Consider the following 25,522-nt stretch of genomic DNA (forward strand, 5'->3'; position numbering starts at 1 on the left):
TATAAAATTAAAAAACTCCCAAAAGCAATTACTTTTGGGAGTTTTAAATATCTAATTTAAAAGAGATTATCTGTCAGATGCTTCTTTAAAAGATCTTAAGTTTTCACCTGTATAAACCTGACGTGGTCTACCTATAGGTTCTTTATTTTCTCTCATTTCTTTCCATTGTGCGATCCATCCTGGAAGACGTCCTAATGCAAACATAACTGTAAACATTTCAACTGGAATTCCCATTGCACGGTAAATAATACCAGAATAGAAATCTACGTTTGGATATAATTTACGATCTACAAAGTAAGGATCGTTAAGAGCTTCTTGTTCTAGACCTTTAGCAATGTCTAAGATAGGATCTTCTACACCTAATGCTTCAAGAACCTCGTCTGCAGCTACTTTTATGATCTTAGCACGTGGATCAAAGTTTTTATAAACTCTGTGTCCGAATCCCATTAAACGGAATGGATCATTCTTATCCTTAGCCTTAGCCATATACTTTTTAGTATCACCACCATCTTCTTTAATTGCTTCTAGCATTTCAAGAACTGCCTGGTTAGCACCACCATGAAGTGGTCCCCAAAGTGCAGATATACCAGCACTTAAACTAGCAAAAAGACCTGCATGAGAAGAACCTACGATACGTACTGTACTTGTAGAACAGTTTTGCTCATGGTCTGCATGAAGGATTAATAATTTATCTAGTGCGTTAGAAACAATAGGGTCTACTTTATATTCAGAATTAGGTTTCTTAAACATCATTTTAAGGATGTTATCTACATAACCTAGACTATCATCACCATAATCAAGTGGCTGTCCTGTACGTTTTCTTAATGCCCATGCTACAAGAACTGGGAATTTACCCATGATGTTCACGATAGCTTTGTACATATCTTCTTCACTATCTACATTTACTGAAGATGGATTAAATGCTATAAGCGCACTTGTTAAAGAAGAAAGCACTCCCATAGGGTGAGCCGTTTTAGGAAAACCATCTAAGATTTTCTTTACATCTTCATCTACATGAGATTGAGCTTTAATGTCACTGTGAAACTTCTCTAATTGAGTAGTTGTAGGTAACTCACCAAAGATTAATAAATAGGCAACTTCAAGGAAATCAGCTTTATCTGCAAGGTCTTCTATAGAGTAACCTCTATATCTAAGAATTCCTTCTTCACCATTTAAGAATGTTATTGCACTAGTACAACTACCAGTATTTTTATAACCTGGGTCAATAGTGGTAAGTCCACCAGTTGCACCTCTAAGTGTTTTTATGTCTATTGCCTTTTCATCTTCTGAGCCAGTAATAACAGGAAACTCGTATTTCTTGCCTTCAAACTCTAATATCGCCTTGTCTGCCATTTTTATTTTTAGATTTTCTGTCTACGAAAATACGTCACAAGCTTTAATTTTCATACTATATAGAAGTGAAGTTTAATTATTTAATAAATATTTAATCTTTAATACATCTATTTAGGGCGATAACTTAGAATATTCTACGAATAAGCACAGTTTTAACTTGAATTCCGCTTTCGCGAAAGCGAAACTAAAATCATCTTAAAAACAAAACGACGACCAAAAAAGGCCGCCGTAAAGCAATTTGTAGTCCCAAAAACTAACAAAAAATTATTTCACTATAAGTTGTACAGCAGCAGCATCTACATCTGTTTCTACTTTTAAAATATACATACCTGCGCTTAACACTGTAGATGGTTTTATGGTTTGAGAACCATTAAATTCATTTGTATGGGTATAAATCCTTTGACCTAACGTATTATACAAAGTCATAGTCACTTCTTTACCACTTAAATAACTACTATTTACTTGAAACGAATTACCTACTACCGGATTAGGAAATACTTCTAGATCGTTTTCTAATAACGACTGCTCTAAGGAAAGTATCGCTGCCCCATATTCTATCTTAAATCTGTTGCTACTACTACCAGCAGCACTTACATTAAAATTAACGACATTCACACCGTTTTGTAAAATTGTGCGCGTTCCTATTTCATTATCTACTAGAGTCGCTGTTACACCACTGTTTAAATTGAGATCTAATTCCATGACATAATTATTGATTCTATAATTAGAAATATGTAGTGGTGTTACATCTCCTGCCTGTGGATGTTGTGTTTTTTCTACACTTAGAATATCAACACCATTTGATATAGCAAGAGTTTCATCTAAGTTGTTAAACTTTAATGCATCACTGTTATCTACCTGGTCGTTATATGAATTATTAAAACGCATCACAGCCTGATCTAAAACAGTCCTAGTCGCTGCATCCTTTAATCCAATAATTATCTCATTATCTAAATCATAGATTCCAAAGACTTGAGTCAACGGCTGGCTAACTGCTTTTTGAGATTCTTTAAATGTTAAAGTACTAGCACCGCTAGTGGACACAAACAGAGACTGTCCTGGTTGCAAGAACTTATTTGCTGTACTAGACATAGGTATCGCGTCACCATTTGCCGTACCTAAATCTACTGTGGCATAACCGCCACGTACATTTAAATTAGGGTCCCATACATAAACAAAGTTTGCATTCATACCAGTAGTTGCAGCATCTAATAGAACGCTTTTAAAATCTACGACTGCCTGGTATGGATTTGCTATCATCGCAAATTCTCCATTACTAGTTGCATAAGATGCCGAATAATCTCCTGTATGTAAAACACCACTAGACCTTAATGTCGTGTTAGAAGGTGTTGCTGCATTATTTGTTAAATCTGTATTACGATCTCCTCTTACTAACATTCTTATAGGTGTACCTATAACTAATTGTTCTATATTAGTATTAGGCACCGCGTTCCATAAATAATTATCATTATCAAATGTAAATAGAGAATAAGCTCCTGTAGAGGTAACATCAAAACCGTTTGCAGCGCTTGGCCCTGTAATATGCGTACCTAATCCTGTTGCAACATTTCCATCCTCTTGCCAGTTTTCTCTTATACTACCAGTAGAGTTTACTGAAGAACTGAGGAATCTAAAAGCTCGTTTTGCTGGTATATAACGCTCTACTTTTACACTGCCGTTGATAGTTGCTAGACTAGCATTATCCAGTTGTCCTGTTGTGGTTGCATTACTCTTAAATACAATATTATTATTGGCATTTATAACAGATGACTGAGGTTTTAAGACATTATAAATATTTGTAACAGCATCAAAGGTCACTCCAGCTGTGTTGTTAACCTCTAGAATATCTAAGTCCAAAGATCCTGTACCAGTTACTGTCTGACTAGATGCTCCACTTATTTCTAGAACACCATCTGTTGCATCTACTAGACCATCTACAGTCAGGTTGCCTTTTACAGCAAGTGTTGCATTAATATCTAGAGTACTCATGGCACCCATAACGTCCATATTATTAATCACAGAACTAACAGCTATAGGAGCTACACCACTTAATACTTGAGCATTTAAACCTCCTGTTTCTGCATGAGGAGCAAATGGAGACCATGCACCAGCATCATATATAAGTGTAGGATCTTCTATCGTGATAGTAAATACATCACCTAATAAAACAGTGTCTGAATTACCTAAAACTGTATATCCAAATGAGTCTTCATTAACCAACTCCATAGAGTCATGTACATATTGAATATTACTATTATTTAAATCTCCTTGACTAAATGAATCTCCTACATTAAGATCTACACCGTTTAATTGAATTTGTCCATAATCTACATCGTTAGTTACTACATAAACTAGGTTTGCATTAGTAAATCCTGTTTGAACCGATCTTAATAATGTATTATCAATGATGCTAGTTGCATTAAAAGCAGTTGTTAATCCTAAGTTTCTATTATTATCGATATCATTTACATATTGTAATCTACCACAAACGGTAACTGAAAACTCATTGAATGTTCCACCATCTTGCGTTGTAATATTTCCAAATCTATCTCTGACTGTTCCTACTCTATCGGTTGCTAAAAGCACCCATTCTCCTTGAGCACTTAACCCATTGAAACGAGTAAAAGCTTGTCCTGGTCTTTGATTACCAGTTAGGGCACCACGATAAGTTGAAGCACAGCTAAAGTTCTGAGTACCATTATCACTTACTGTAAGGTCAAAGTTTGCTCCATCTGCACATTCCCGATTATATACTTCAGAAAATCTTCCAGAAGGTGCGCTAAATTGCATTTTAATATCTCCTGTATCTGAATGACTTGCTCGCATATAATAACTCACTTGAGTAATTTCTATATCATCTGGAATACTCATACGTGCGCTTACAGCATTAACTGCGCTGTTTTCCCACACATTATCTCCGTTTTCAAAATATTCATTTTCATAAGTTCTACATACATCTTGTGCTGTTTGAAAAGAACTTATTGAATTAATAGTTCCAGCGACACAATCACTAGAAGGTGTTACTTTCCAGTAATAGATTTTACCTGCTTCTAATACAGTAGGTTGATATGAATTCACAAAAGAAACCATACCAGATTCTGCAATAGTAGAAAAGCTAGGATTTTCTGATATTTCAACAAAATAATTAGCAGCACTAGCTAGATCCTCCCATTCTAGTAATGGATTTGCAACTTGATTTCCTGCACCATTTACTGGCGCTACTTGAAGAACATCTCCTATACTATTATCAAATAGTTTAAAAGTAAAATCTTTAACTATTGTTGCCGTAGAAGATTGTGCCTCTACAGTAAAATCATACTGACTTGCTTCTACCGAAGATGTTCCTGAAATAACAATATCTACCGTAGCGTCTACAGTAGTTGTGTTAGGGTTAAAGCTTGCTATTAATCCTGCTGGTAAACCTACTGCGCTAAATGTAACCGTTTCATTAAAACCAGGCGCAGCGTTGTATTGAAAAGAAGTTGTTCCGTTACCAGGTTGACAAACAGAAAAGTCTTTTGTTACTGCAGTTAATTCAAATGTTCCTTCTTTGATCTCAAAGTTACCGTTATTCACATTAAAGAAATAGTTATCTACAGCTTCTACCATAATTCGAGCATTTGCAGTTTTAGTCCCAGTAGGAATAACAACACTACTAGATCCTGTATTACTCACATTAGATGCCAATGTAACCGGATAAGTGTAACCTCCATCTAATGATAATTTGATATTAACTTCAGTTGCTAGCTCTACTCTATTGGTTCCAGCAACATCCCAAGTTACAGTTTGCATCTCTCCTTCGTGCCATATTTCATTTAACAATGGAGTATTGACTACGAAGGGACCTACGACATCCCTAGGTTTAACTATTACTTCTCCACGATCTGTCTGACCTCCAAAAAGATTATTATCTCTTATAGTGCAAACAAACCTCATATCTCTCGACACCGAATTTAAAGTTTCCCAAGTATCATCTGTACCATTCAGCACTTCCTCTAAGTTCGGAAAATATCTAGTAGGACTAGTTGTTGCAAATTTAGTTCGGAACATAGGCCCAGTCGTATTTGTGCTGACCGGAGGTTGAGTTGATCCTGCATTTGCCGATGTACCTTCATCCCATTGCTCCCAGTTATATGTATACACCTCACCACTATCAGGAACTTGTCCAGAATTTCCAGTCAGCTTAAAAGGAGTAGAAATAGGTAAAAACTTTTCTGCTAAATCATTTGATATAGGAGCAGTAGGATTATCATTAGTTAAGTTAACTTCTACTTCGCAAGTATCTGCATCAATTGAATTATGCATTTGCTGAATACTTGCTGCATGGAAATATGCATCACTATTTTCCTGAACATTTGGAGAACAAATACCTGCGTAACCCATGATGGTTGACGCACTACCTGTCTCAAACGGCTGACCACCAGCGGAACCAAAACATGGATTATAATAAGTATGAGAAGCACCAAATTGGTGCCCTATCTCATGACATACATAATCGATATCAAAAGGATCAAATTCTGGAGTAACTATTCCCGTTACACCACGTTCCTTACCTGTGCTACAAGGACTAGTCCCAGCAATACCACCACCACCTGTAGAGAACACATGACCTATATCATAACTACCAGTACCCAAAACACTTGTTAATGTATTTGTGTTTTCAGCTAGCATATCACTTCCAGAGTAATTACTGTAAGGATCAGTAGATGGATCTGTATAAATAACATTATTATTATTTCCTACAAGACTGAATCTCATAGACATTTCTTGTTCATAGACAGAGTTAACTCTTGTAAGAGTAACGACTATTCCAGAAAGAGCATCTGACACGGCATTCCCATTGGCTATGTTTCCATCATCATGGTAGGCAGTATATTCTGCAGTAGCAGCAATTGCTATTCTATATGTTCTAAAAGTAAGATCTCTAAATGATTTTGTTTGTGCAACAGCAACAGACGACTTACTTAATGCGTCTAAACTATCGTCTACCTGACACGCAAAATTATCGTCACTAGCACGGTTAAGATCTTTTCTATTATAGATCATAATAGATTCTGGAGATACTTTAGAATATGGATCCATATAAAGAATCTTCTCTCCAGTGATTAAACCATGAAAACCTTTAGGTGTAATGGTAAAATAAATTTTATTTAAAAGGTTTGTTTTACTCTGACCTACATAAGATTGAATCTGTGGGTATTGAGCATGTAGCTCTTCAGAAACAGCACCAGAAGTGTAGATGCTAAATGTTTCAAATTGATCATTACCTAATGGAAAGTCTACTTCTATAGCTGTGCCGCCATCAAATCTATCGACAGCTCCATCTAACTTTGTAGAAAGTGCATCTACATCAATATCAAAAATATCAAATTTATTAGGCTGTATCGGTCTTAAATCTTTAGATATCTTACCTACTATAGACATATCTGGACTTTTCCAGATCGTTTGTGAATAAGTAGAAAACGGTAAGAGAATTAAAAATGCAAAAAATAGAATTTTGTTCATTTGTTGTGAATTTTTGGGATCACAAATAAACAACAGTTCGTCTGACTTTAGGTTACTTCATCTATAAAAAGCGCTTTTAATTGGTTTTTAATGCATTTAATCGATTTTCAAAACCAATGATATGAACATATATCAATAAAAAAAGCCACCTATGTTCTAGGTGGCTTGTGTTTTACCGCTTTCGCGAAAGCGGAATAATATCAATTATATTAAAACTGAAATGCTTTTCTACCTGGGTAATAAGCAGCATCACCTAACTCTTCTTCTATACGGATAAGTTGGTTATACTTTGCCATACGGTCTGAACGTGATGCAGAACCTGTTTTTATCTGTCCTGTAGATAACGCCACAGCAAGGTCTGCAATAGTATTATCTTCAGTCTCTCCACTACGGTGGGACATCACAGATGTATATCCTGCTTTGTGTGCCATAGTTACAGCTGCGATAGTCTCTGTTAGAGTACCGATTTGATTAACCTTAATTAAAATAGAATTTGCAATATCATTTTCAATACCTCTAGAAAGTCTTTCTACGTTAGTAACAAACAAATCATCACCTACGAGTTGTACTTTATGACCAGCTTTTTCTGTTAAAAATTTCCAACCATCCCAATCGTTTTCATCCATTCCATCTTCGATAGAGATAATAGGATATTTATCTGCCAGATCAGAAAGGTAAGTTGCTTGTTCTTCTGAAGTTCTAATAACCCCAGTTTCACCTTCAAACTTAGTATAGTCATATTTTCCATCTACAAAAAATTCAGCAGCAGCACAGTCAAGAGCGATCATCACTTGTGTTCCTGGTTCATAGCCTGCATTTTTGATAGCTAATAATATAGTATCTAAAGCATCTTCTGTTCCATCTAATGTAGGTGCAAAACCACCTTCATCCCCTACTGCAGTACTTAATCCTCTATCATGAAGAACTTTCTTTAAATGGTGAAAGATTTCAGTACCCATTTGAAGAGCATGAGAAAAACTTTCTGCCTCTACCGGCATAACCATAAATTCTTGAAAAGCAATAGGCGCATCACTATGCGATCCACCATTAATGATATTCATCATAGGAACTGGAAGAGTACTCGCACTCATACCTCCTATATATTTATATAAAGGCTGGTTAAGCTCACTAGCTGCAGCTTTTGCACAAGCTAATGAAACACCTAAAATAGCATTTGCACCTAAACTAGCTTTGTTAGGCGTACCATCTAATTGTATCATTAATTGATCAATATAGGCTTGTTCAAAAACCGAAGTTCCTAAAAGCTCTTCAGCAATAATGGTATTCACATTATTAACAGCTTTACTTACACCTTTACCCATAAAAGCTTTACCGCCATCGCGCAATTCTACCGCTTCATGCTCACCAGTAGAAGCTCCAGATGGAACTGCTGCTCTACCCATAATTCCGTTTGATGTAACGACATCCACCTCTACAGTAGGATTACCTCTTGAATCAAAGATTTGTCTTGCGTGAACTTCTATAATTGTACTCATATTGTTACTTCTTTTGTTGAATTAATAAGATTGATAAATTGGTCAAATAAATAAGTAGCGTCATTTGGACCAGGGCCAGCTTCTGGATGATATTGTACTGAAAAACATGGCTTACTATTATGCTTTATACCTGCAACTGTGTTATCATTAAGATGATAATGTGTGATGGAGATATCTGAATTATTCTCAGTATCTTCTCTACTTATTGCAAAACCATGATTTTGGCTAGTTATCTCACCTTTGCCAGTTTCTACATTCATAACGGGATGATTAATACCGCGATGACCATTATGCATTTTAAAAGTAGATATTCCGTTTGCTAAAGCTATTACTTGATGTCCTAGGCAAATACCGAATAATGGATCCTCAGCATTTAAAATATCCTTAGCAGTAAGAACTGCTTGCGTTAAAGGTTCTGGATCACCAGGACCATTTGATAGGAAATAACCATCTGGATTAAAAGATTTCATTTGTTCATAAGTAGAATCAAATGGAAATACCTTTATGTAAGCACCACGACTCGCTAGATTGCGAAGAATATTCTTTTTAATACCTAAATCAAGGGCTGAAATTCTAATGTTAGAATTTTCATCTCCATAAAAATAAGGCTCCTTGCAAGAAACCTGAGAAGATAACTCTAAGCCCTTCATAGAAGGAACGGTAGCTAGTTGTCTTTTAAGACCATCTAAATCATCAATTTCAGTAGAAATAATAGCATTTTGAGCACCATTATCTCTAATATATGAAACTAGTGCACGAGTGTCTACGTCTGATAGAATTACTAGGTCCTTTTTCTCTAAATAAGATAACAAATCACCTTGTGCAGCTTCTCTTGAAAATACTTCAGAAAAATTCTTACAAATTAATCCTGCTATTTTCACAGAGTCTGACTCTTCATCGACACTAGTTACACCATAATTACCAATATGCGCATTTGTAGTAACCATAATCTGACCGAAATAAGAAGGATCTGTAAAGATCTCTTGATATCCCGTAGTTCCGGTATTAAAACAAATTTCGCCTGTGGAAGTACCACCCTTACCTACCGCCTTACCGTGAAAAATGGTTCCATCTTCCAACAAAATAATGGCGTCTTTTTTCTCTAAATATCCCATAATCAGTTTGTATTCAAAAATAATCTAAAAAAAATGCAAAAAAAAAGGATCAATGAAATAATCATTGATCCTTTTTCTACATATTATAAAGAAATTTACTCTTCTTCATTTGACTTTGTATCAGCTACAGCAGCGGCAGAAGATGACTTACTTCTTCTACTACGTCTAGTAGTTGCTTTTTTAGCACCAGCTTCTAACTTATAAATTTCATTATAGTCAACAAGCTCTATCATAGCCATATCTGCATTATCACCAAGTCTATTACCTAATTTGATAATTCTAGTGTAACCACCTGGACGGTCACCTACTTTTGCAGCTACATCTCTAAAAAGCTCTGTTACTGCTTCCTTACTTCTAAGTTTAGCAAAAACCAATCTTCTATTGTGAGTTGTATCCTCTTTAGACTTTGTAATCAATGGCTCAACAAATTGCTTAAGCGCTTTAGCCTTAGCCACAGTAGTATTTATACGTTTGTGCTCAATAAGAGAACAACTCATATTTGAAAGCATAGCCTTACGGTGTGCAGTCTTTCTACTTAAATGGTTTACTTTTTTTCCGTGTCTCATTTTGTATTATATTCTTGAACTAGGAAGAACCTAGTCACGGTCTAATTTATATTTTGCTAGATCCATACCAAAGTTCAAGCCTTTGACATTTACTAATTCTTCTAACTCAGTTAAAGACTTCTTACCGAAGTTTCTGAACTTCATCAAATCATTCTTGTTATATGAAACAAGATCACCCAATGTTTCAACTTCAGCAGCTTTCAAGCAGTTTAAAGCTCTTACAGAAAGCTCCATATCTACCAACTTAGTCTTAAGCAACTGACGCATATGAAGACTTTCTTCATCATAAGTTTCAGTCTGAGCTATCTCATCTGCCTCTAGAGTTATTCTCTCATCAGAAAATAACATAAAGTGATGAATTAAAGTTTTAGCAGCCTCAGTTAATGCATGCTTTGGATGAATACTACCATCCGTTACAATTTCAAAAACTAATTTTTCAAAATCTGTCTTTTGTTCTACACGATAGTTTTCAATGCTATATTTAACATTCTTAATAGGTGTAAAAATAGAATCTATTGCTATAGTACCAATCGCAGCACTTACGTTTTTATTTTCCTCTGCAGGAACATAACCACGACCTTTTTCAATAGTCAGTTCTAAATTAAGACTAACACTACTTTCAGTATTACAAATAACCATATCAGGGTTCAAAACTTGAAAACCTGAAATATGTTTTTGCAAATCTCCGGCAGTAAATTGATTCTTACCTGAAAAAGATACATTAACAACTTCGCTATCTACCTCGTCAATTTGTCTTCTAAAACGTACTTGTTTAAAATTAAGAATAATTTCAGTAACGTCTTCAACAACACCTTCGATTGTAGAAAATTCATGATCCACACCCTCAATACGAATTGAAGTTATAGCGAACCCTTCTAAAGAAGATAAAAGTACTCTTCTAAGTGCATTACCAACGGTAAGTCCATAACCTGGTTCTAACGGTCTGAATTCGAATTTTCCTTCAAAATCAGTCGAATCAATCATGATTACTTTATCCGGCTTTTGGAAATTTAATATTGCCATAAGATTACTTAATGAATTGGTTATTATTTAGAGTACAATTCTACTATCAGTTGTTCCTTAACATTTTCAGGTATTTGTAGACGTTCTGGAACGCTAACGAAAGTACCTGATAAAGAAGCTTTATTGAAAGTTATAAAATCGTAAACACGATCATTACTTGATAAAGAATCATCGATAGTAGCTAAAGATTTTGACTTTTCACGAACTGCAACAACATCACCTGGTTTTAATTGGTAAGAAGGAATATTCACCAACTGACCGTTAACCGTCATGTGTCTGTGAGAAACAAGTTGTCTAGCTCCTCTTCTTGTTCTAGCAAGACCCATACGATAAACCACGTTATCTAGTCTTGACTCACAAAGTTGAAGTAACACCTCACCTGTAATACCTGTACTACGAACAGCTTTGTCAAACATAAGTCTGAATTGCTTTTCTAAAATACCATAAGTATACTTAGCTTTTTGCTTCTCTTTGAGCTGAACAGCATATTCAGACTCTTTACCACGGCGTCTTGCGTTACCGTGCATACCTGGAGGATAGTTTTTCTTCTCCAATGCTTTACTAGGGCCAAAAATTGGTTCTCTGAATCTACGAGCAATTTTTGCCTTAGGACCTCTATATCTTGCCATTTCTATAAATTTTGTGAGTGATGTATCATGAATTCAGGTCTATATCCTTCAATGATCTAATAATCACTCGATATTAAAATTAAATTAAACTCTTCTTCTTTTCGGAGGACGACAACCATTATGTGGTAAAGGAGTAACATCAATGATTTCAGTTACTTCGATTCCTGCATTATGAATTGAACGAACAGCGCTTTCACGACCATTACCAGGTCCCTTTACGTATGCTTTCACTTTACGTAATCCCGCCTCGTGAGCCACCTTAGAACAATCCTCAGCTGCTAATTGCGCTGCATAAGGTGTATTCTTTTTTGAACCACGAAAACCCATTTTACCAGCTGATGACCAAGAGATCACTTCACCTTTTTTATTTGTTAGAGATATCAAAATATTATTGAAAGATGATGAAATGTGAACCTCACCAACACTATCTACTATAACTTTACGTTTTTTAGCTACCGCTTTAGACTTTGCCATATCAGTTACTTATTATTTAGTTGCTTTCTTTTTATTAGCAACAGTCTTACGTTTTCCTTTACGTGTACGAGAATTATTCTTTGTACGCTGACCTCTTAATGGAAGCCCAGATCTATGACGAATACCTCTATAACATCCTATATCCATAAGACGTTTAATATTCAACTGCGTCTCAGATCTTAATTCACCTTCAATAGTATATTCACCAATAGCAGCACGAATCTTACTGATCTCATCGTCATTCCAATCACTAACTTTCTTATCTACACCAACTCCTGTAGCCATAAGAACTTCTTTAGCTCGATTCCTACCTACACCGTAAATGTAAGTTAATGCAATCTCTCCACGTTTATTTTTAGGTACATCTACCCCTGCAATTCTAGCCATAGCTTACCCTTGTCTTTGTTTAAATTTAGGATTCTTTTTGTTAATGACGTATAGTCTGCCCTTACGACGAACTATCTTACAGTCAGCACTTCTTTTTTTAATTGACGCTCTTACTTTCATTTTAGTATCTATAAGTTATCCTTGCTTTCGAAAGATCGTAAGGACTCATTTCTAATTTCACTTTATCACCAGGTAATAATTTAATATAGTGCATACGCATTTTACCTGAAATATGCGCAGTCACGACGTGACCATTTTCTAACTCAACTCTAAACATTGCATTAGAAAGTGCTTCTATGATAGAACCATCTTGCTCTATCGCTGATTGTTTTGCCATTATGCTACTGCTTTTCTATTCTTACCAGTTTTGATCAAACCATCATAATGACGATTAAGAAGATAAGAGTTAATTTGTTGCATTGTATCTATTGCTACTCCAACCATAATTAATAATGACGTACCACCATAAAACAAAGCCCATGATTGAGTAACACCCATTAATGAAATAATTGCAGGAAAAATAGCCACTGCTGCTAAAAACAAAGAACCAGGTAATGTAATCTGTGACATGATACGATCTAAGTACTCAGAAGTTTCAGTCCCTGGTCTAATTCCAGGTATAAAACCACCATTTCTTTTAAGATCATCAGCCATCTTATTAGTTGGAACTGTTATCGCGGTGTAAAAATAAGTAAAAACTATGATTAATAGTGCAAAAGTTAAATTATACCAGAAACCAAAAATATCGCCATAAGCAGTACCAATAGACTTAGCCCAAGATGCATCCATCTGCCCAATAGCCGACGGTACGAACATAATAGCCTGAGCGAAAATTATTGGCATAACGCCAGAAGCATTAAGTTTAAGAGGAATGTACTGACGAGAACCGAAAACATTCTTCTCATAACCGCCAGTTGCAGACCTTCTAGCATACTGAACAGGTATCTTTCTAACACCCATAACAAGCATAATACAAGCCGCTATAACAAGAAGCCAAATCACTACTTCTACAATAATGAGAAACCATCCACCTACTCCATCTACTCTAGAGCCTATTTCTTGAATAAACGCTTGAGGCAAAGTAGCAATAATACCGACCATAATTAATAATGAAATACCATTACCAATACCTTTATCCGTAATTTTTTCACCAAGCCACATTGCAAAAACACAGCCAGTAACTAAAATTATTGTACTAATTACTAAAAACAAAGTTTGTTGATCCTGCATCATAAATGCAGACTCAGGAACACCTAAAGAACCTAAAGACAGCATATAGCTAGGTGCTTGTATTAAACAAATACCAATCGTTAACCATCTAGTTATTTGATTAATCTTTCTTCTACCAGACTCACCTTCTTTTTGAAGTTTTTGTAAATAAGGTATAGCTATACCCATTAACTGAACAACAATACTAGCAGATATATACGGCATAATACCTAAGGCAAAAACAGAGGCTTTAGCAAAAGCACCACCTGTAAAAGCATTAAGTATACCACCAATTCCGTCCTTAAAATTAGAAGCTAAACCAACTAATTGAGTCGAATCTATACCTGGTAAGGTAATTTGAGCACCAAACCTATAAACAAGAAGCAAACTAAAGGTCATTAAAATACGATCTCTTAGCTCTTCTATTTGCCAAACATTCTTTAAATTTTCAATTAACTTCATCGAGTAAAATTAAATTGTTTGTGCTTGTCCACCTACTCCTTCTATAGCAGCTTTTGCAGTAGAAGTAAATTTATGTGCAGTTATATTAACTTTAGCCTTCAACTCACCACGACCAAGAATCTTTACCAAGTCATTTTTTGAAACCAATCTTTCAGCTACTAAATCACCTATAGTGATTGTATCCGAAAACCTACCAGCTTCATGATAAGCCTGAATAACGTCTAAATTAACTCCCGCATATTCCTTGCGATTAATATTCGTGAAACCAAATTTAGGAACACGACGCTGAAGAGGCATTTGACCACCTTCGAAACCTACTTTCTTAGAGTAACCAGAACGAGATTTAGCTCCCTTATGACCACGAGTTGCAGTACCACCTTTACCAGATCCTTGACCACGACCAATAATCTTTGCAGATCTCTTTACAGAACCTTCAGCCGGTTTTAAATTATGTAAACCCATTATAAATATTTTTAAGCCTTCTCTACAGAAACCAAATGTTGAACTTTTGCGATCATTCCTTGTATCACAGAATTATCTTCATGCTCTACAACCTGATTCATTTTTCTTAGACCAAGAGACTCAAGAGTCCTCTTTTGTCTTGCAGTCCTATTAATAGCACTACGTACTTTTTTTACTTTTAACTTAGCCATAATAGAAATTATCCGTTAAATACTTTATTCATTGAAATCCCTCTTTGCTTCGCTACTGTTTCTGCACTTCTCAATTGTAATAAAGCATCAAAAGTTGCTTTAACTACATTATGAGGATTAGAAGAACCCTGGTTTTTACTAAGTACATCATGAACACCTACAGCCTCAAGTACAGCTCTAATTGCTCCACCAGCAATAACTCCGGTACCAGTTGATGCAGGCATCAATAACACCCTAGCACCACCAAACTTACCTTTTTGCTCATGAGGAATAGTTCCCTTTAGCAATGGTATGCGTACTAAATTCTTTTTTGCATCTTCAACAGATTTAGAAATAGCTTCAGAAACCTCTTTAGATTTACCTAAACCATGACCTACAACTCCATTTTCATCACCTACAACAACTATTGCAGAAAATCCAAATGCACGACCACCTTTTGTCACCTTAGTAACACGTTGAACACCTACTAAACGATCCTTAAGCTCAAGTCCTCCTGGCTTAACCGTTTCTACGTTTTTATATTTTTGGTACATTATATTAAATGTTTCAAATTAAAATTTAAGACCACCTTCACGAGCTCCCTCTGCAAGAGATAGCACACGACCATGGTACAAATATCCACCACGATCAAAAGAAACAGATTCAATACCAGCAGCTTTAGCCTTAGCGGCAACTGCAATACCTACTTCCTTAGCAACCTCCACCTTTCCAGCAGTAGATTTTAATTCACGTGATGAAGCCGATGCAATGGTCACTCCATCTACATCATTAATTACTTGAGCATAAATCTCCTTATTACTTCTAAAAACAGATAACCTAGGACGTAAAGCCGTTCCATTAACTGTTTTACGAATGCGTCTACGAATTTTTATTCTTCTTGCTGACTTTGAAAATGCCATAATATCTATAAATTATGCTGATTTACCAGCTTTTCTTCTAATAATTTCTCCAACAAACTTAACACCTTTTCCTTTATAAGGCTCTGGCGGACGGAAACCACGAATTTTAGCAGCAACCTGACCAACTAACTGCTTGTCAAATGATGTAAGCTTTACACGAGGATTTTTACCCTTCTCTGAGATCGTTTCAACCTTAACTTCAGAAGCTATATTCAAAACGATATTGTGAGAAAAACCTAAAGATAAGTCTAGTTTTTGCCCTTGATTTGATGCTCTATATCCAACACCAACTAGTTCTAACTCCTTAGTCCAACCTGTTGAAACACCTTCAACCATATTGCTAATTAAAGATCTGTACAAGCCATGTTTAGCTCTATGATCCTTAGCATCAGAAGGTCTACTAACTACTACTTCTTCCGCATCAACCTCAATTGATACATCAGAAAAAGGCTGAACCAACTTTCCTAATTTTCCTTCTACAACAATCTCGTTGTTTTCAACTTTTACTGTAACACCAGCAGGTATAGTTACTGGATTTTTTCCTATTCTAGACATAGCTGTATATTAATAAACGTAACAAAGAACTTCACCTCCTACGTTCTCAGAACGAGCCTGCTTGTCAGTCATAACACCTCTAGAAGTAGATATGATTGCAATACCAAGACCATTAAGAACACGTGGTAAATCATTAGCTCCTGAATACTTACGTAAACCTGGCTTTGATAAGCGTTGTAAATCTTTTATTACTGATTCCTTTGTATCTCTATCGTATTTTAAAGCGATTTTGATATTTTGTTGAGTTGTGTTATCTTCAAACTTATAGCTTAAGATATATCCCTGATCAAATAAGATTTTAGTAATCTCTTTTTTTAATTTTGAAGCAGGAACGTCAACTACTCTGTGATTTGCTCTTACAGCATTTCTAATTCTCGTTAGATAATCTGCGATTGGATCTGTATTCATAAATATATCTTTAAGCGATTACCAACTAGCTTTTTTAACGCCTGGGATTAAACCTTGATTTGCCATTTGTCTGAACATTACACGAGAAATACCAAATTGTCTCATGTAACCCTTAGGTCTTCCAGTTAATTTACAACGATTATGTAATCTAACAGGAGACGCATTCTTAGGTAACTTTTGTAGCTCCTCGTAGTCGCCAGCTTCCTTAAGTGCCTTTCTTTTAGCAGAATATTTATCCACTAATGCCTGACGCTTGCGCTCACGCGCTTTCATTGATTCTTTTGCCATCTCTACTTAGTTCTTTTTAAATGGTAAACCTAGTTCCGTAAGTAATGACTTTGCTTCTTTATCAGTATTAGCACTGGTAACGAAAGCAATATCCATACCTGAAATTTTGTTAACCTTATCTATGTTTATCTCTGGAAATATAATTTGCTCAGTAATACCTAAATTATAATTTCCTCTTCCATCAAAACCGTCTGCTTTGATTCCTTGAAAATCTCTAACCCTTGGTAAAGCAACGGTTACGAAACGGTCCAAAAATTCATACATACGTTCTCCACGTAATGTTACCTTAACACCGATAGGCATTCCCTTACGCAACTTAAATGCCGCAACATCTTTCTTAGATAAAGTAGCAACTGCTTTTTGTCCAGTTATAGTTGTTAGTTCTTCCAATGCATAATCGATAAGTTTCTTATCTGCTACAGCAGCACCAACCCCACGGCTTAGTACAATCTTCTGAAGCTTTGGAATCTCCATTACATTCTTGTAAGCAAACTCCTTCTGTAAAACATCAGCAATACGCTCTTTATATTCTCCTTTTAATCTTGGTAAATATGACATGATTATATTACTTCTTTAGTTGTTTTAGCAAAACGAACGTTTTTACCATCCTTAGATTCATATCCAACTCTAGTATTCTTACCATTCTTATCTATTAAAGAAAGGTTAGAAACGTGTAATGCAGCCTCTTTTTCTTTTATACCACCTTGTGGATTAGTAGCGCTAGGTTTCTCATGTTTAGAAACCATATTAACACCTTCTACAATAGCTCTATTCTTTTCGATAAAAACTTTTGTTACTTTCCCTTCAGCACCTTTATGCTCACCAGCAGTTACTCTAACTGTATCTCCGGTTTTAATTTTTAACTTTGCCATAATAATTATTATAGTACTTCTGGAGCAAGTGATACAATTTTCATGAACTGTCTATCACGTAATTCACGTGCTACAGGTCCAAAAACACGAGTACCTCTCATGTCAGATGTAGGATTTAACAAAACGCAGGCGTTATCATCAAAACGGATATAAGAACCATCAGGTCTTCTCACCTCTTTTTTAGTACGCACTACAACCGCTGTAGAAACAGCACCTTTTTTTATATTACCATTAGGAGTTGATTCCTTTACAGAAACAACAATCTTATCACCAACCGAAGCATATCTTCTTTTAGTACCACCAAGAACACGTATACAAAGAACTTCCTTTGCACCAGTATTATCAGCGACTCTTAATCTCGATTCTTGTTGTACCATTACTTAGCTCTTTCTATTATTTCTACTAATCTCCAATTCTTAGACTTACTCAAAGGACGAGTTTCCATAATACGAACTGTATCTCCTTCGTTGCAGTCATTATTTTCGTCGTGAGCAACATATTTCTTAGTTTTCAAAACGAATTTACCATACATAGGATGCTTCTGTCTTTTAACTTCAGCTACGACAATACTCTTGTCCATCTTGTTGCTTTTAACAACACCTACACGTTCTTTTCTTAAATTTCTAGTCTCCATTGTCGTACTATTTATTGTTGATAGCAGTCTTGATTCTCGCGATAGTCTTACGTAACTTGGTAATCTGTGAAGGATTATCCAGCGGTGACATACTATGAGTCCTTTTCAAATCTCCGTAAGCAACTTGTGATTCTACAAGCTTATCTTTTAACTCTTCAAGAGAGTATCCTTTAACTTCTGATTGTTTCATAACTCAAATCTATTCTTGATAATCGCGAGCGACTATGAATTTAGTTTTAACTGGTAATTTCTGAGCAGCAAGCCTTAAAGCTTCTTGTGCAACTGCTTGCGGTACACCTGAGATTTCAAAAAGAATTCTACCTGGTTTAACCACTGCAGCCCAATACTCAACATTACCCTTACCTTTACCCATACGTACCTCTAAAGGCTTTTTCGTAATAGGTTTATCCGGAAATATTTTTATCCATAAAGAACCTTCTCTTTTCATAAATCTAGTCGCTGCAATACGCGCCGCTTCGATTTGTCGAGAATTAATGAAATTTGCATCTAAAGATTTAATTCCAAAAGTCCCATAGGCTAGTTGGTTACCGCGTCCTGAATCACCTTTCATGCGACCCTTCTGCTGTTTTCTAAACTTTGTTTTTCTAGGTTGTAACATTTCTAGCTATTATTATTTTCTACGACGACGGTTGCCTCCACGATTGTTTGCACCACCACCTTTATTACCTTGTTGTTTCTTTGCTAAGCCAGCCAAAGGAGATAAATCTCTTTTACCATAAACCTCGCCCTTCATAATCCATACTTTAACTCCAATCCTTCCATACGTAGTATGAGATTCTACTAAAGCATAATCTATATCAGCACGAAAAGTAGAAAGAGGAATACGACCATCTTTATAAGATTCAGAACGAGCCATTTCAGCCCCATTCAATCTCCCAGAAATCTGAACTTTAATACCTTCAGAATTCATTCTCATCGCAGCGGCAATAGCCATCTTAATAGCACGTCTATAAGAAATCCTATTCTCTATTTGTCTAGCAATACTAGAACCGACTAAATGCGCATCTAGCTCAGGTCTTTTAATTTCATGAATATTGATCTGCACATCCTTACCAGATATCTTTTTCAACTCTTCCTTTAAACGGTCAACTTCCGTACCACCTTTACCGATAATAATACCAGGTCTAGCAGTAGTAATAGTAACTGTAACTAACTTTAAAGTACGTTCAATAATGATACGTGAAACACTAGCTTTAGACAAACGAGCATGAATATACTTGCGTATTTTATCATCTTCAGCAAGTTTATCACCATAATCATTTCCACCGTACCAATTAGATTCCCATCCTCTGATGATACCTAAACGATTTCCTATTGGATTTGTTTTCTGTCCCATACCTTTATTAGTTAACCTCTAAATTATTAGTCTGACCTAACACAAGAGTAACGTGGTTTGATCTTTTTCTTATTCTATGCGCTCTACCCTGCGGTGCTGGACGCAATCTTTTTAACATAGCACCACCATCAACTCGAATCTCTTTAATAAAGAGTCCAGCCTCAGCCACATCAGCATCCTCGTTCTTAGCTTGCCAATTTGCAACAGCACTAAGAACTAACTTATCTAATCTTCTTGCCGCTTCTTTAGAAGAAAACTTAAGGATATTTAACGCATCCTCAACCTTTTTACCTCTAATTATATCAGCAACCAATCTCATCTTTCTTGGAGATGTAGGACAGTTGTTTAATTTTGCAAACGCTATCTTACTTCTCTCTTCCTTTAGCCTTTCAGCCATTTGTCTTTTACGAACTCCCATAGCTTAGATTATTTTTTACCCTTGTTCTTAGCACCACCATGACCTCTATAAGATCTAGTAGGTGAAAATTCACCAAGTTTATGTCCAACCATGTTCTCAGTAACATACACAGGTATGAACTGACGTCCGTTATGAACAGCAATTGTCTGACCAACGAAGTCCGGCGTAATCATAGACGCACGAGACCAAGTTTTTATTACAGTTTTTTTACCAGACTCAACATTTTGAGCCACCTTAGATTCAAGTTTATGAAATACGTAAGGTCCTTTTTTAAGTGAACGAGCCATAATTTATTTCTTTCTACGTTCTATTATATATTGAGTACTAGCTTTATTCTTATCACGTGTACGATAACCTTTAGCAGGTATACCATTACGAGATCTTGGATGACCACCTGAAGACTTACCTTCACCACCACCCATTGGGTGATCCACTGGATTCATCACAACCGGTCTAGTTCTAGGCCTTCTACCTAACCATCTAGATCTACCAGCTTTACCACCAACAACAAGTTGATGATCACTGTTAGAAACAGCACCAATAGTAGCTAAACATTCTTGTAAAATCAATCTAGTTTCACCAGAAGGCATCTTAACAGTAGCATACTTACCATCTCTAGCCATTAACTGAGCAAAAGAACCAGCACTACGAGCGATCACAGCCCCTTGTCCAGGACGTAACTCAATACAACTAATAATTGAACCCAAAGGCATTTGTGATAACTTCATTGCATTACCAACATCTGGAGTTGCAGATTCACCAGAAACAATATTCTGACCAACCTTCATACCATTCTGAGCAATTACATAACGCTTCTCTCCATCTTGATAATTAACTAAAGCTATGAAGGCAGTACGATTAGGATCATACTCTATCGACGCAACAGTTGCAGGAACACCATGACGATCTCTTTTGAAATCAATGATACGGTAGCGCCTCTTATGACCACCACCAATGTAACGCATAGTCATACGACCACTAGCATTACGACCACCTGAACGTTTTTTCGGAGCGAGTAAACTCTTCTCCGGCTTATCAGTTGTAATAGCGTCGTAGCCATTCACAACTCTAAATCGCTGTCCAGGAGTTACAGGTTTTAATTTTCTTACTGACATTATTGTCTTTTAATTATAGATTACTATAAAGATCAATGGTTTCACCATCTTTAAGCTGTACAAATGCCTTCTTACGCGCACTTGTTTTACCAACTTGAATCCCTGATTTAGTATATTTAGTATTACGATCAATACGTGTATTCATTGTTCTAACCTTAAGAACAGTAACACCATACGTCGCTTCAACTTCTTTCTTTATCTGTACTTTATTAGCTTTTGAAGACACCTCAAAACCATAACGATTTAGAAGCTCACTATCTCTAGTTGCCTTCTCAGTAATAATCGGTTTAATTAAAATGCTCATAGCTTATTTACTTAAATTTTCTTCAATTCCTTCTAACGAACCTTCCAAAAGAACAACATTAGTTGCGTTCAAAATTTTGTAAGTACTTAATTCTGAGTTAAGTACAACATCAGAACCCTTCAAATTTCGCGAAGACAAATATACATTATTATTTGATTCCCCCAAGACAATTAGAGATTTTTTATTTTCAAGACCTAGACCTTCTAAAACCTTAACAAAATCCTTAGTACTTGGAGCATCTAAATTGAAATTCTCAACAATTGAAAGTGTACCTTCAGACATCTTTTGACTTAGTGCACTTTTACGAGCTAATCTCTTCTGACCTTTATTCAATTTGAATGAATAACTACGAGGTACAGGACCAAAAATACGACCACCACCTCTAAATACAGGAGACTTGATAGAACCAGCACGAGCTGTACCTGTTCCTTTTTGCTTTTTGATCTTACGAGTACTACCTGCAATCTCTGCACGTTGCTTAGCTTTGTGTGTCCCTTGACGTTGATTAGCAAGATATTGCTTTACATCAAGATAAATAGCGTGTTCACTAGGCTCAATACCGAATATCTCTTCAGATAATTCTACCTGACGTCCAGTTTCTTTTCCTTTTATATCTAATACTGCTACCTTCATTATTTCTGTACGATTACATAAGAATTTTTATGACCAGGTACACAACCTTTAACCACAAGTAGGTTCTTGTCAGCAACAACCTTTAAAACTCTTAAATTTTGAACTTTTACTTTTTCATTCCCCATCTGTCCAGCCATGCGCATTCCTTTGAATACACGTGCAGGATAAGATGCAGCTCCAATAGATCCTGGAGCTCTCAAACGGTTATGTTGACCATGTGTAGCTTGACCAACACCACCAAAACCGTGACGTTTAACAACACCTTGAAAACCTTTACCTTTAGAGGTTCCTGAAACATCTACAAATTCACCTTCAGTGAACATATCAACAGTAATTGAATCTCCTAATTTGTATTCCTCATCAAAACTTTTGAATTCGGCAACTTTTCTTTTGACAGCAGTTCCTGCTTTCTTAAAGTGCCCTTGAGCAGCCTTAGAAGCATTCTTGTCTGATTTGTCATCGAAACCTAATTGCAAAGCAGCATATCCATCTACCTCCTCAGTTCTGACTTGGGTAACCACGCAAGGACCTAATTCTATAACAGTACAAGGCATGTTTTTGCCGTTCTCATCATAAATACTAGTCATTCCGACTTTTTTTCCTATTAACCCAGACATATTTATATTAATTAATAATTGTTATATATAATTTTAAAAACAGTTCCGCCTAATAATAGACGGAACCAAATTTTGATTTAATAAATTAAAGTAATTACACTTTAATTTCAACTTCAACACCACTAGGAAGTTCAAGCTTCATAAGAGCATCAATGGTCTTAGAAGAAGAACTATATATATCTAATAGTCTCTTATATGAACTAAGTTGAAATTGCTCACGTGACTTTTTATTTACGTGAGGAGATCTTAATACAGTAAAAATCTTCTTGTGTGTAGGAAGTGGAATAGGTCCAGTTACAACAGCACCAGTACTTTTTACAGTTTTAACGATTTTTTCAGCAGATTTATCTACCAGATTATAATCGTATGATTTGAGTTTAATTCTGATTTTTTGACTCATCGTTTGAAATATTAATTGTTACCTTTTGTTGCTGCTATTACCTCTTCACTAATATTAGAAGGTGTCTCAGCATAATGAGAGAATTCCATTGTAGACGTTGCACGACCTGAAGAAAGAGTACGTAACGTTGTTACATAACCAAACATTTCAGAAAGAGGAACATCAGCTTTTACAACCTTTGCACCATTACGGTCACCCATGTCATTTACTTGACCACGACGACGGTTAAGGTCACCGACTATATCACCCATATTTTCTTCAGGAGTAATAACTTCAAGTTTCATCATAGGTTCTAATATAACAGCACCTGCAGACTTTGCAGAAGCCTTATAACCCATTCTAGCTGCTAATTCAAAAGAAAGAGCATCAGAATCTACAGGGTGAAAAGAACCATCTGTAAGAGTAACTTTCATACTATCCATTTCGAATCCGGCAAGAGGACCAGCCTTCATAGCTTCACGGAAACCTTTTTCAATTGCAGGAATAAATTCCTTAGGAACATTACCACCTTTAATTTTATTAACAAACTGAAGACCTTCTTCTACCTTACCTTCTTCATTTTCTTCAGCAGGTTCAATAGTAAAGACAATATCTCCAAATTTACCACGACCACCAGATTGCTTCTTATAAGTTTCTCTGTGATCAGCAGATCTTGTAATAGCTTCTTTATACTCCACTTGAGGAGCACCTTGATTAAGCTCTACTTTAAATTCACGACGCATACGGTCAACGATAATATCAAGGTGAAGCTCACCCATACCAGATATAATAGTTTGACCAGAAGCCTCATCAGTTCTTACCTGGAAAGTAGGATCTTCTTCAGCTAATTTTGCCAAAGCCATACCCATTTTATCCACATCAGCCTTAGTTTTAGGCTCTACAGCAATACCGATTACTGGATCTGGGAAGTCCATAGACTCAAGAACAATAGGATGCTTTTCATCAGACATAGTATCACCAGTCTTGATATCTTTAAACCCTACTGCTGCACCAATATCACCAGCTTCTATGTATTCAATAGCATTCTGTTTATTAGAATGCATTTGATAAATACGTGAAATACGTTCTTTTTTACCTGAACGATTATTTAATATATAAGAACCAGCATCCAAACGACCTGAATAAGCACGGAAAAATGCAAGACGACCTACAAAAGGATCCGTTGCAATTTTAAATGCAAGAGCAGCAAAAGGCTCCTTAACACTTGGCTTACGTAATTCTTGTTCTTCTGTATCCGGATTTGTACCAACAATACCTTCCTTATCCGTAGGAGAAGGCAAGTAACGACAAACTGCATCTAATAAAAATTGAACACCTTTATTTTTAAACGCAGAACCACAAATCATAGGAATGATAGACATATCCATAACAGCAGCACGAAGAGCAGCATGCACTTCATCCTCTGAAATAGAATCCTCATCTTCCATAAATTTCTCAAGAAGGTTCTCATCATAAGCAGCAACCTCTTCAATTAGCAACCCACGATATTTTCTCGCCTCCTCTTTCATGTCCTCAGGAATGTCAACTACATCAAAAGTAGAACCCTGTGTAGCATCATGCCATACGATAGCACGATTCTTTACAAGATCAACAACACCTTTGAACTCATCTTCGTCACCAATGTTCAATACAATTGGCACCGCATTAGACTTCAACATATCTTTAACTTGCTGACAAACAGCTAAGAAATTAGATCCCTGACGATCCATTTTATTTACAAAACCAATACGTGGCACTTTGTAATTATCTGCTAATCTCCAGTTAGTTTCTGATTGTGGCTCAACACCATCTACAGCACTAAACAAGAAAACCAAACCATCTAATACACGTAACGATCTATTTACCTCTACAGTAAAATCAACGTGACCAGGTGTGTCAATAATATTAAAGTGATAATCCTTCGTATCAGGAGTAGTTTGAGCATTTTCTAATGGAAACTTCCATGTACAAGTAGTAGCAGCAGACGTAATAGTAATACCACGCTCTTGCTCTTGCTCCATCCAGTCCATAGTAGCAGCACCATCATGAACCTCACCTATCTTATGAGAAACTCCTGTATAATAAAGGATACGCTCAGTAGTAGTTGTTTTACCTGCATCAATATGAGCAGCAATACCTATGTTTCTAGTAAATTTTAAATCTCTTGACAT

The 25,522-nt window shown here is 36.0% G+C and carries 34 protein-coding genes; all 34 read right to left on the reverse strand.

Going from position 1 to position 25,522, the window contains the following annotated elements; translation table 11 throughout:
* Positions 1-66 precede the first annotated feature (66 nt).
* Positions 67-1,353 (reverse strand): citrate synthase, encoded by a 1,287-nt coding sequence (locus tag LY01_RS09575; RefSeq protein ID WP_104515635.1) that lies wholly within the window; start codon positions 1,351-1,353, stop codon positions 67-69.
* 264 nt (positions 1,354-1,617) lie between these two features.
* Positions 1,618-6,858 carry a reprolysin-like metallopeptidase gene (locus LY01_RS09580; RefSeq protein WP_104515636.1) on the reverse strand — a complete coding sequence of 1,747 codons (5,241 nt, stop codon included), beginning with the start codon at positions 6,856-6,858 and terminating at the stop codon, positions 1,618-1,620.
* A gap of 209 nt (positions 6,859-7,067) precedes the next feature.
* Entirely contained in the window at positions 7,068-8,354 is a 1,287-nt protein-coding gene (gene eno, locus LY01_RS09585; protein ID WP_104515637.1) for a phosphopyruvate hydratase, read from the reverse strand.
* On the reverse strand, positions 8,351-9,469 hold the full coding sequence (carA, locus tag LY01_RS09590; RefSeq protein WP_104515638.1) for a glutamine-hydrolyzing carbamoyl-phosphate synthase small subunit: 1,119 nt from the start codon (positions 9,467-9,469) through the stop codon (positions 8,351-8,353). Before carA ends, eno begins: the two co-directional genes overlap by 4 nt.
* Before the next feature lie 95 nt (positions 9,470-9,564).
* A complete protein-coding gene (rplQ, locus tag LY01_RS09595; protein WP_104515639.1) occupies positions 9,565-10,035 on the reverse strand; it encodes a 50S ribosomal protein L17 in 471 nt (156 codons plus the stop codon).
* Between the two features lie 30 nt (positions 10,036-10,065).
* Positions 10,066-11,058 carry a DNA-directed RNA polymerase subunit alpha gene (locus LY01_RS09600; RefSeq protein ID WP_104515640.1) on the reverse strand — a complete coding sequence of 331 codons (993 nt, stop codon included), beginning with the start codon at positions 11,056-11,058 and terminating at the stop codon, positions 10,066-10,068.
* 23 nt (positions 11,059-11,081) lie between these two features.
* Positions 11,082-11,687: a 30S ribosomal protein S4 gene (gene rpsD / locus LY01_RS09605; RefSeq protein ID WP_104515641.1), complete on the reverse strand. Its 606-nt coding sequence runs from the start codon at positions 11,685-11,687 to the stop codon at positions 11,082-11,084.
* 84 nt (positions 11,688-11,771) lie between these two features.
* Positions 11,772-12,161 (reverse strand): 30S ribosomal protein S11, encoded by a 390-nt coding sequence (rpsK, locus tag LY01_RS09610; RefSeq protein WP_104515642.1) that lies wholly within the window; start codon positions 12,159-12,161, stop codon positions 11,772-11,774.
* A 12-nt stretch (positions 12,162-12,173) separates the two neighbouring features.
* On the reverse strand, positions 12,174-12,548 hold the full coding sequence (gene rpsM, locus LY01_RS09615) for a 30S ribosomal protein S13 (RefSeq protein ID WP_104515643.1): 375 nt from the start codon (positions 12,546-12,548) through the stop codon (positions 12,174-12,176).
* Between the two features lie 3 nt (positions 12,549-12,551).
* Positions 12,552-12,668, reverse strand: a complete 117-nt coding sequence (gene ykgO / locus LY01_RS09620; protein ID WP_015361145.1) for a type B 50S ribosomal protein L36 — start codon at positions 12,666-12,668, stop codon at positions 12,552-12,554.
* 1 nt (position 12,669) lies between these two features.
* Complete coding sequence (gene infA, locus LY01_RS09625) at positions 12,670-12,885, reverse strand: translation initiation factor IF-1 (RefSeq protein ID WP_013549436.1); 216 nt, start codon at positions 12,883-12,885, stop codon at positions 12,670-12,672.
* Positions 12,885-14,219, reverse strand: a complete 1,335-nt coding sequence (gene secY, locus LY01_RS09630) for a preprotein translocase subunit SecY (protein ID WP_104515644.1) — start codon at positions 14,217-14,219, stop codon at positions 12,885-12,887. The genes infA and secY overlap by 1 nt, the downstream gene beginning before the upstream one ends.
* A gap of 9 nt (positions 14,220-14,228) precedes the next feature.
* On the reverse strand, positions 14,229-14,681 hold the full coding sequence (gene rplO, locus LY01_RS09635; RefSeq protein WP_104515645.1) for a 50S ribosomal protein L15: 453 nt from the start codon (positions 14,679-14,681) through the stop codon (positions 14,229-14,231).
* Between the two features lie 11 nt (positions 14,682-14,692).
* Positions 14,693-14,872 carry a 50S ribosomal protein L30 gene (gene rpmD, locus LY01_RS09640; protein ID WP_104515646.1) on the reverse strand — a complete coding sequence of 60 codons (180 nt, stop codon included), beginning with the start codon at positions 14,870-14,872 and terminating at the stop codon, positions 14,693-14,695.
* 8 nt (positions 14,873-14,880) lie between these two features.
* Positions 14,881-15,405, reverse strand: a complete 525-nt coding sequence (gene rpsE, locus LY01_RS09645; protein ID WP_104515647.1) for a 30S ribosomal protein S5 — start codon at positions 15,403-15,405, stop codon at positions 14,881-14,883.
* 18 nt (positions 15,406-15,423) lie between these two features.
* Entirely contained in the window at positions 15,424-15,771 is a 348-nt protein-coding gene (gene rplR / locus LY01_RS09650) for a 50S ribosomal protein L18 (RefSeq protein WP_104515648.1), read from the reverse strand.
* 12 nt (positions 15,772-15,783) lie between these two features.
* A complete protein-coding gene (gene rplF, locus LY01_RS09655; protein ID WP_104515649.1) occupies positions 15,784-16,326 on the reverse strand; it encodes a 50S ribosomal protein L6 in 543 nt (180 codons plus the stop codon).
* Positions 16,327-16,335: 9 nt separating this feature from the next.
* Entirely contained in the window at positions 16,336-16,734 is a 399-nt protein-coding gene (gene rpsH / locus LY01_RS09660; RefSeq protein ID WP_104515650.1) for a 30S ribosomal protein S8, read from the reverse strand.
* An 18-nt stretch (positions 16,735-16,752) separates the two neighbouring features.
* Positions 16,753-17,022 carry a 30S ribosomal protein S14 gene (gene rpsN / locus LY01_RS09665; protein ID WP_104515651.1) on the reverse strand — a complete coding sequence of 90 codons (270 nt, stop codon included), beginning with the start codon at positions 17,020-17,022 and terminating at the stop codon, positions 16,753-16,755.
* Between the two features lie 6 nt (positions 17,023-17,028).
* Entirely contained in the window at positions 17,029-17,580 is a 552-nt protein-coding gene (rplE, locus tag LY01_RS09670) for a 50S ribosomal protein L5 (RefSeq protein ID WP_104515652.1), read from the reverse strand.
* Positions 17,581-17,582: 2 nt separating this feature from the next.
* Positions 17,583-17,894: a 50S ribosomal protein L24 gene (gene rplX, locus LY01_RS09675; protein ID WP_104515653.1), complete on the reverse strand. Its 312-nt coding sequence runs from the start codon at positions 17,892-17,894 to the stop codon at positions 17,583-17,585.
* An 8-nt stretch (positions 17,895-17,902) separates the two neighbouring features.
* Positions 17,903-18,271 (reverse strand): 50S ribosomal protein L14, encoded by a 369-nt coding sequence (rplN, locus tag LY01_RS09680; protein WP_104515654.1) that lies wholly within the window; start codon positions 18,269-18,271, stop codon positions 17,903-17,905.
* Positions 18,271-18,528, reverse strand: coding sequence for a 30S ribosomal protein S17 (gene rpsQ / locus LY01_RS09685; protein ID WP_104515655.1), 258 nt, complete (start codon positions 18,526-18,528; stop codon positions 18,271-18,273). The genes rplN and rpsQ overlap by 1 nt, the downstream gene beginning before the upstream one ends.
* Positions 18,529-18,535: 7 nt before the next feature.
* Complete coding sequence (gene rpmC, locus LY01_RS09690; protein ID WP_104515656.1) at positions 18,536-18,718, reverse strand: 50S ribosomal protein L29; 183 nt, start codon at positions 18,716-18,718, stop codon at positions 18,536-18,538.
* A 9-nt stretch (positions 18,719-18,727) separates the two neighbouring features.
* Positions 18,728-19,147: a 50S ribosomal protein L16 gene (gene rplP / locus LY01_RS09695; RefSeq protein ID WP_104515657.1), complete on the reverse strand. Its 420-nt coding sequence runs from the start codon at positions 19,145-19,147 to the stop codon at positions 18,728-18,730.
* A gap of 12 nt (positions 19,148-19,159) precedes the next feature.
* Positions 19,160-19,885 carry a 30S ribosomal protein S3 gene (gene rpsC / locus LY01_RS09700; RefSeq protein WP_104515658.1) on the reverse strand — a complete coding sequence of 242 codons (726 nt, stop codon included), beginning with the start codon at positions 19,883-19,885 and terminating at the stop codon, positions 19,160-19,162.
* A 7-nt stretch (positions 19,886-19,892) separates the two neighbouring features.
* Entirely contained in the window at positions 19,893-20,303 is a 411-nt protein-coding gene (gene rplV, locus LY01_RS09705) for a 50S ribosomal protein L22 (RefSeq protein ID WP_104515659.1), read from the reverse strand.
* An 8-nt stretch (positions 20,304-20,311) separates the two neighbouring features.
* A complete protein-coding gene (gene rpsS, locus LY01_RS09710) occupies positions 20,312-20,590 on the reverse strand; it encodes a 30S ribosomal protein S19 (protein ID WP_104515660.1) in 279 nt (92 codons plus the stop codon).
* Between the two features lie 3 nt (positions 20,591-20,593).
* A complete protein-coding gene (rplB, locus tag LY01_RS09715; protein WP_104515661.1) occupies positions 20,594-21,418 on the reverse strand; it encodes a 50S ribosomal protein L2 in 825 nt (274 codons plus the stop codon).
* Positions 21,419-21,431: 13 nt separating this feature from the next.
* Entirely contained in the window at positions 21,432-21,722 is a 291-nt protein-coding gene (rplW, locus tag LY01_RS09720; protein WP_104515662.1) for a 50S ribosomal protein L23, read from the reverse strand.
* Positions 21,723-21,725: 3 nt separating this feature from the next.
* Entirely contained in the window at positions 21,726-22,355 is a 630-nt protein-coding gene (gene rplD / locus LY01_RS09725) for a 50S ribosomal protein L4 (protein ID WP_104515663.1), read from the reverse strand.
* Positions 22,355-22,972: a 50S ribosomal protein L3 gene (gene rplC / locus LY01_RS09730; protein WP_104515664.1), complete on the reverse strand. Its 618-nt coding sequence runs from the start codon at positions 22,970-22,972 to the stop codon at positions 22,355-22,357. The genes rplD and rplC overlap by 1 nt, the downstream gene beginning before the upstream one ends.
* A 94-nt stretch (positions 22,973-23,066) precedes the next feature.
* The gene (rpsJ, locus tag LY01_RS09735; RefSeq protein ID WP_008992279.1) at positions 23,067-23,372 is read right to left on the reverse strand and encodes a 30S ribosomal protein S10; all 306 of its coding nucleotides are present in this window, start codon (positions 23,370-23,372) and stop codon (positions 23,067-23,069) included.
* A gap of 11 nt (positions 23,373-23,383) precedes the next feature.
* The gene (gene fusA, locus LY01_RS09740; protein WP_104515665.1) at positions 23,384-25,522 is read right to left on the reverse strand and encodes an elongation factor G; all 2,139 of its coding nucleotides are present in this window, start codon (positions 25,520-25,522) and stop codon (positions 23,384-23,386) included.

The sequence above is a fragment of the Nonlabens xylanidelens genome, from assembly GCF_002934445.1.
GTDB classification, from domain to species: Bacteria; Bacteroidota; Bacteroidia; order Flavobacteriales; family Flavobacteriaceae; genus Nonlabens; species Nonlabens xylanidelens.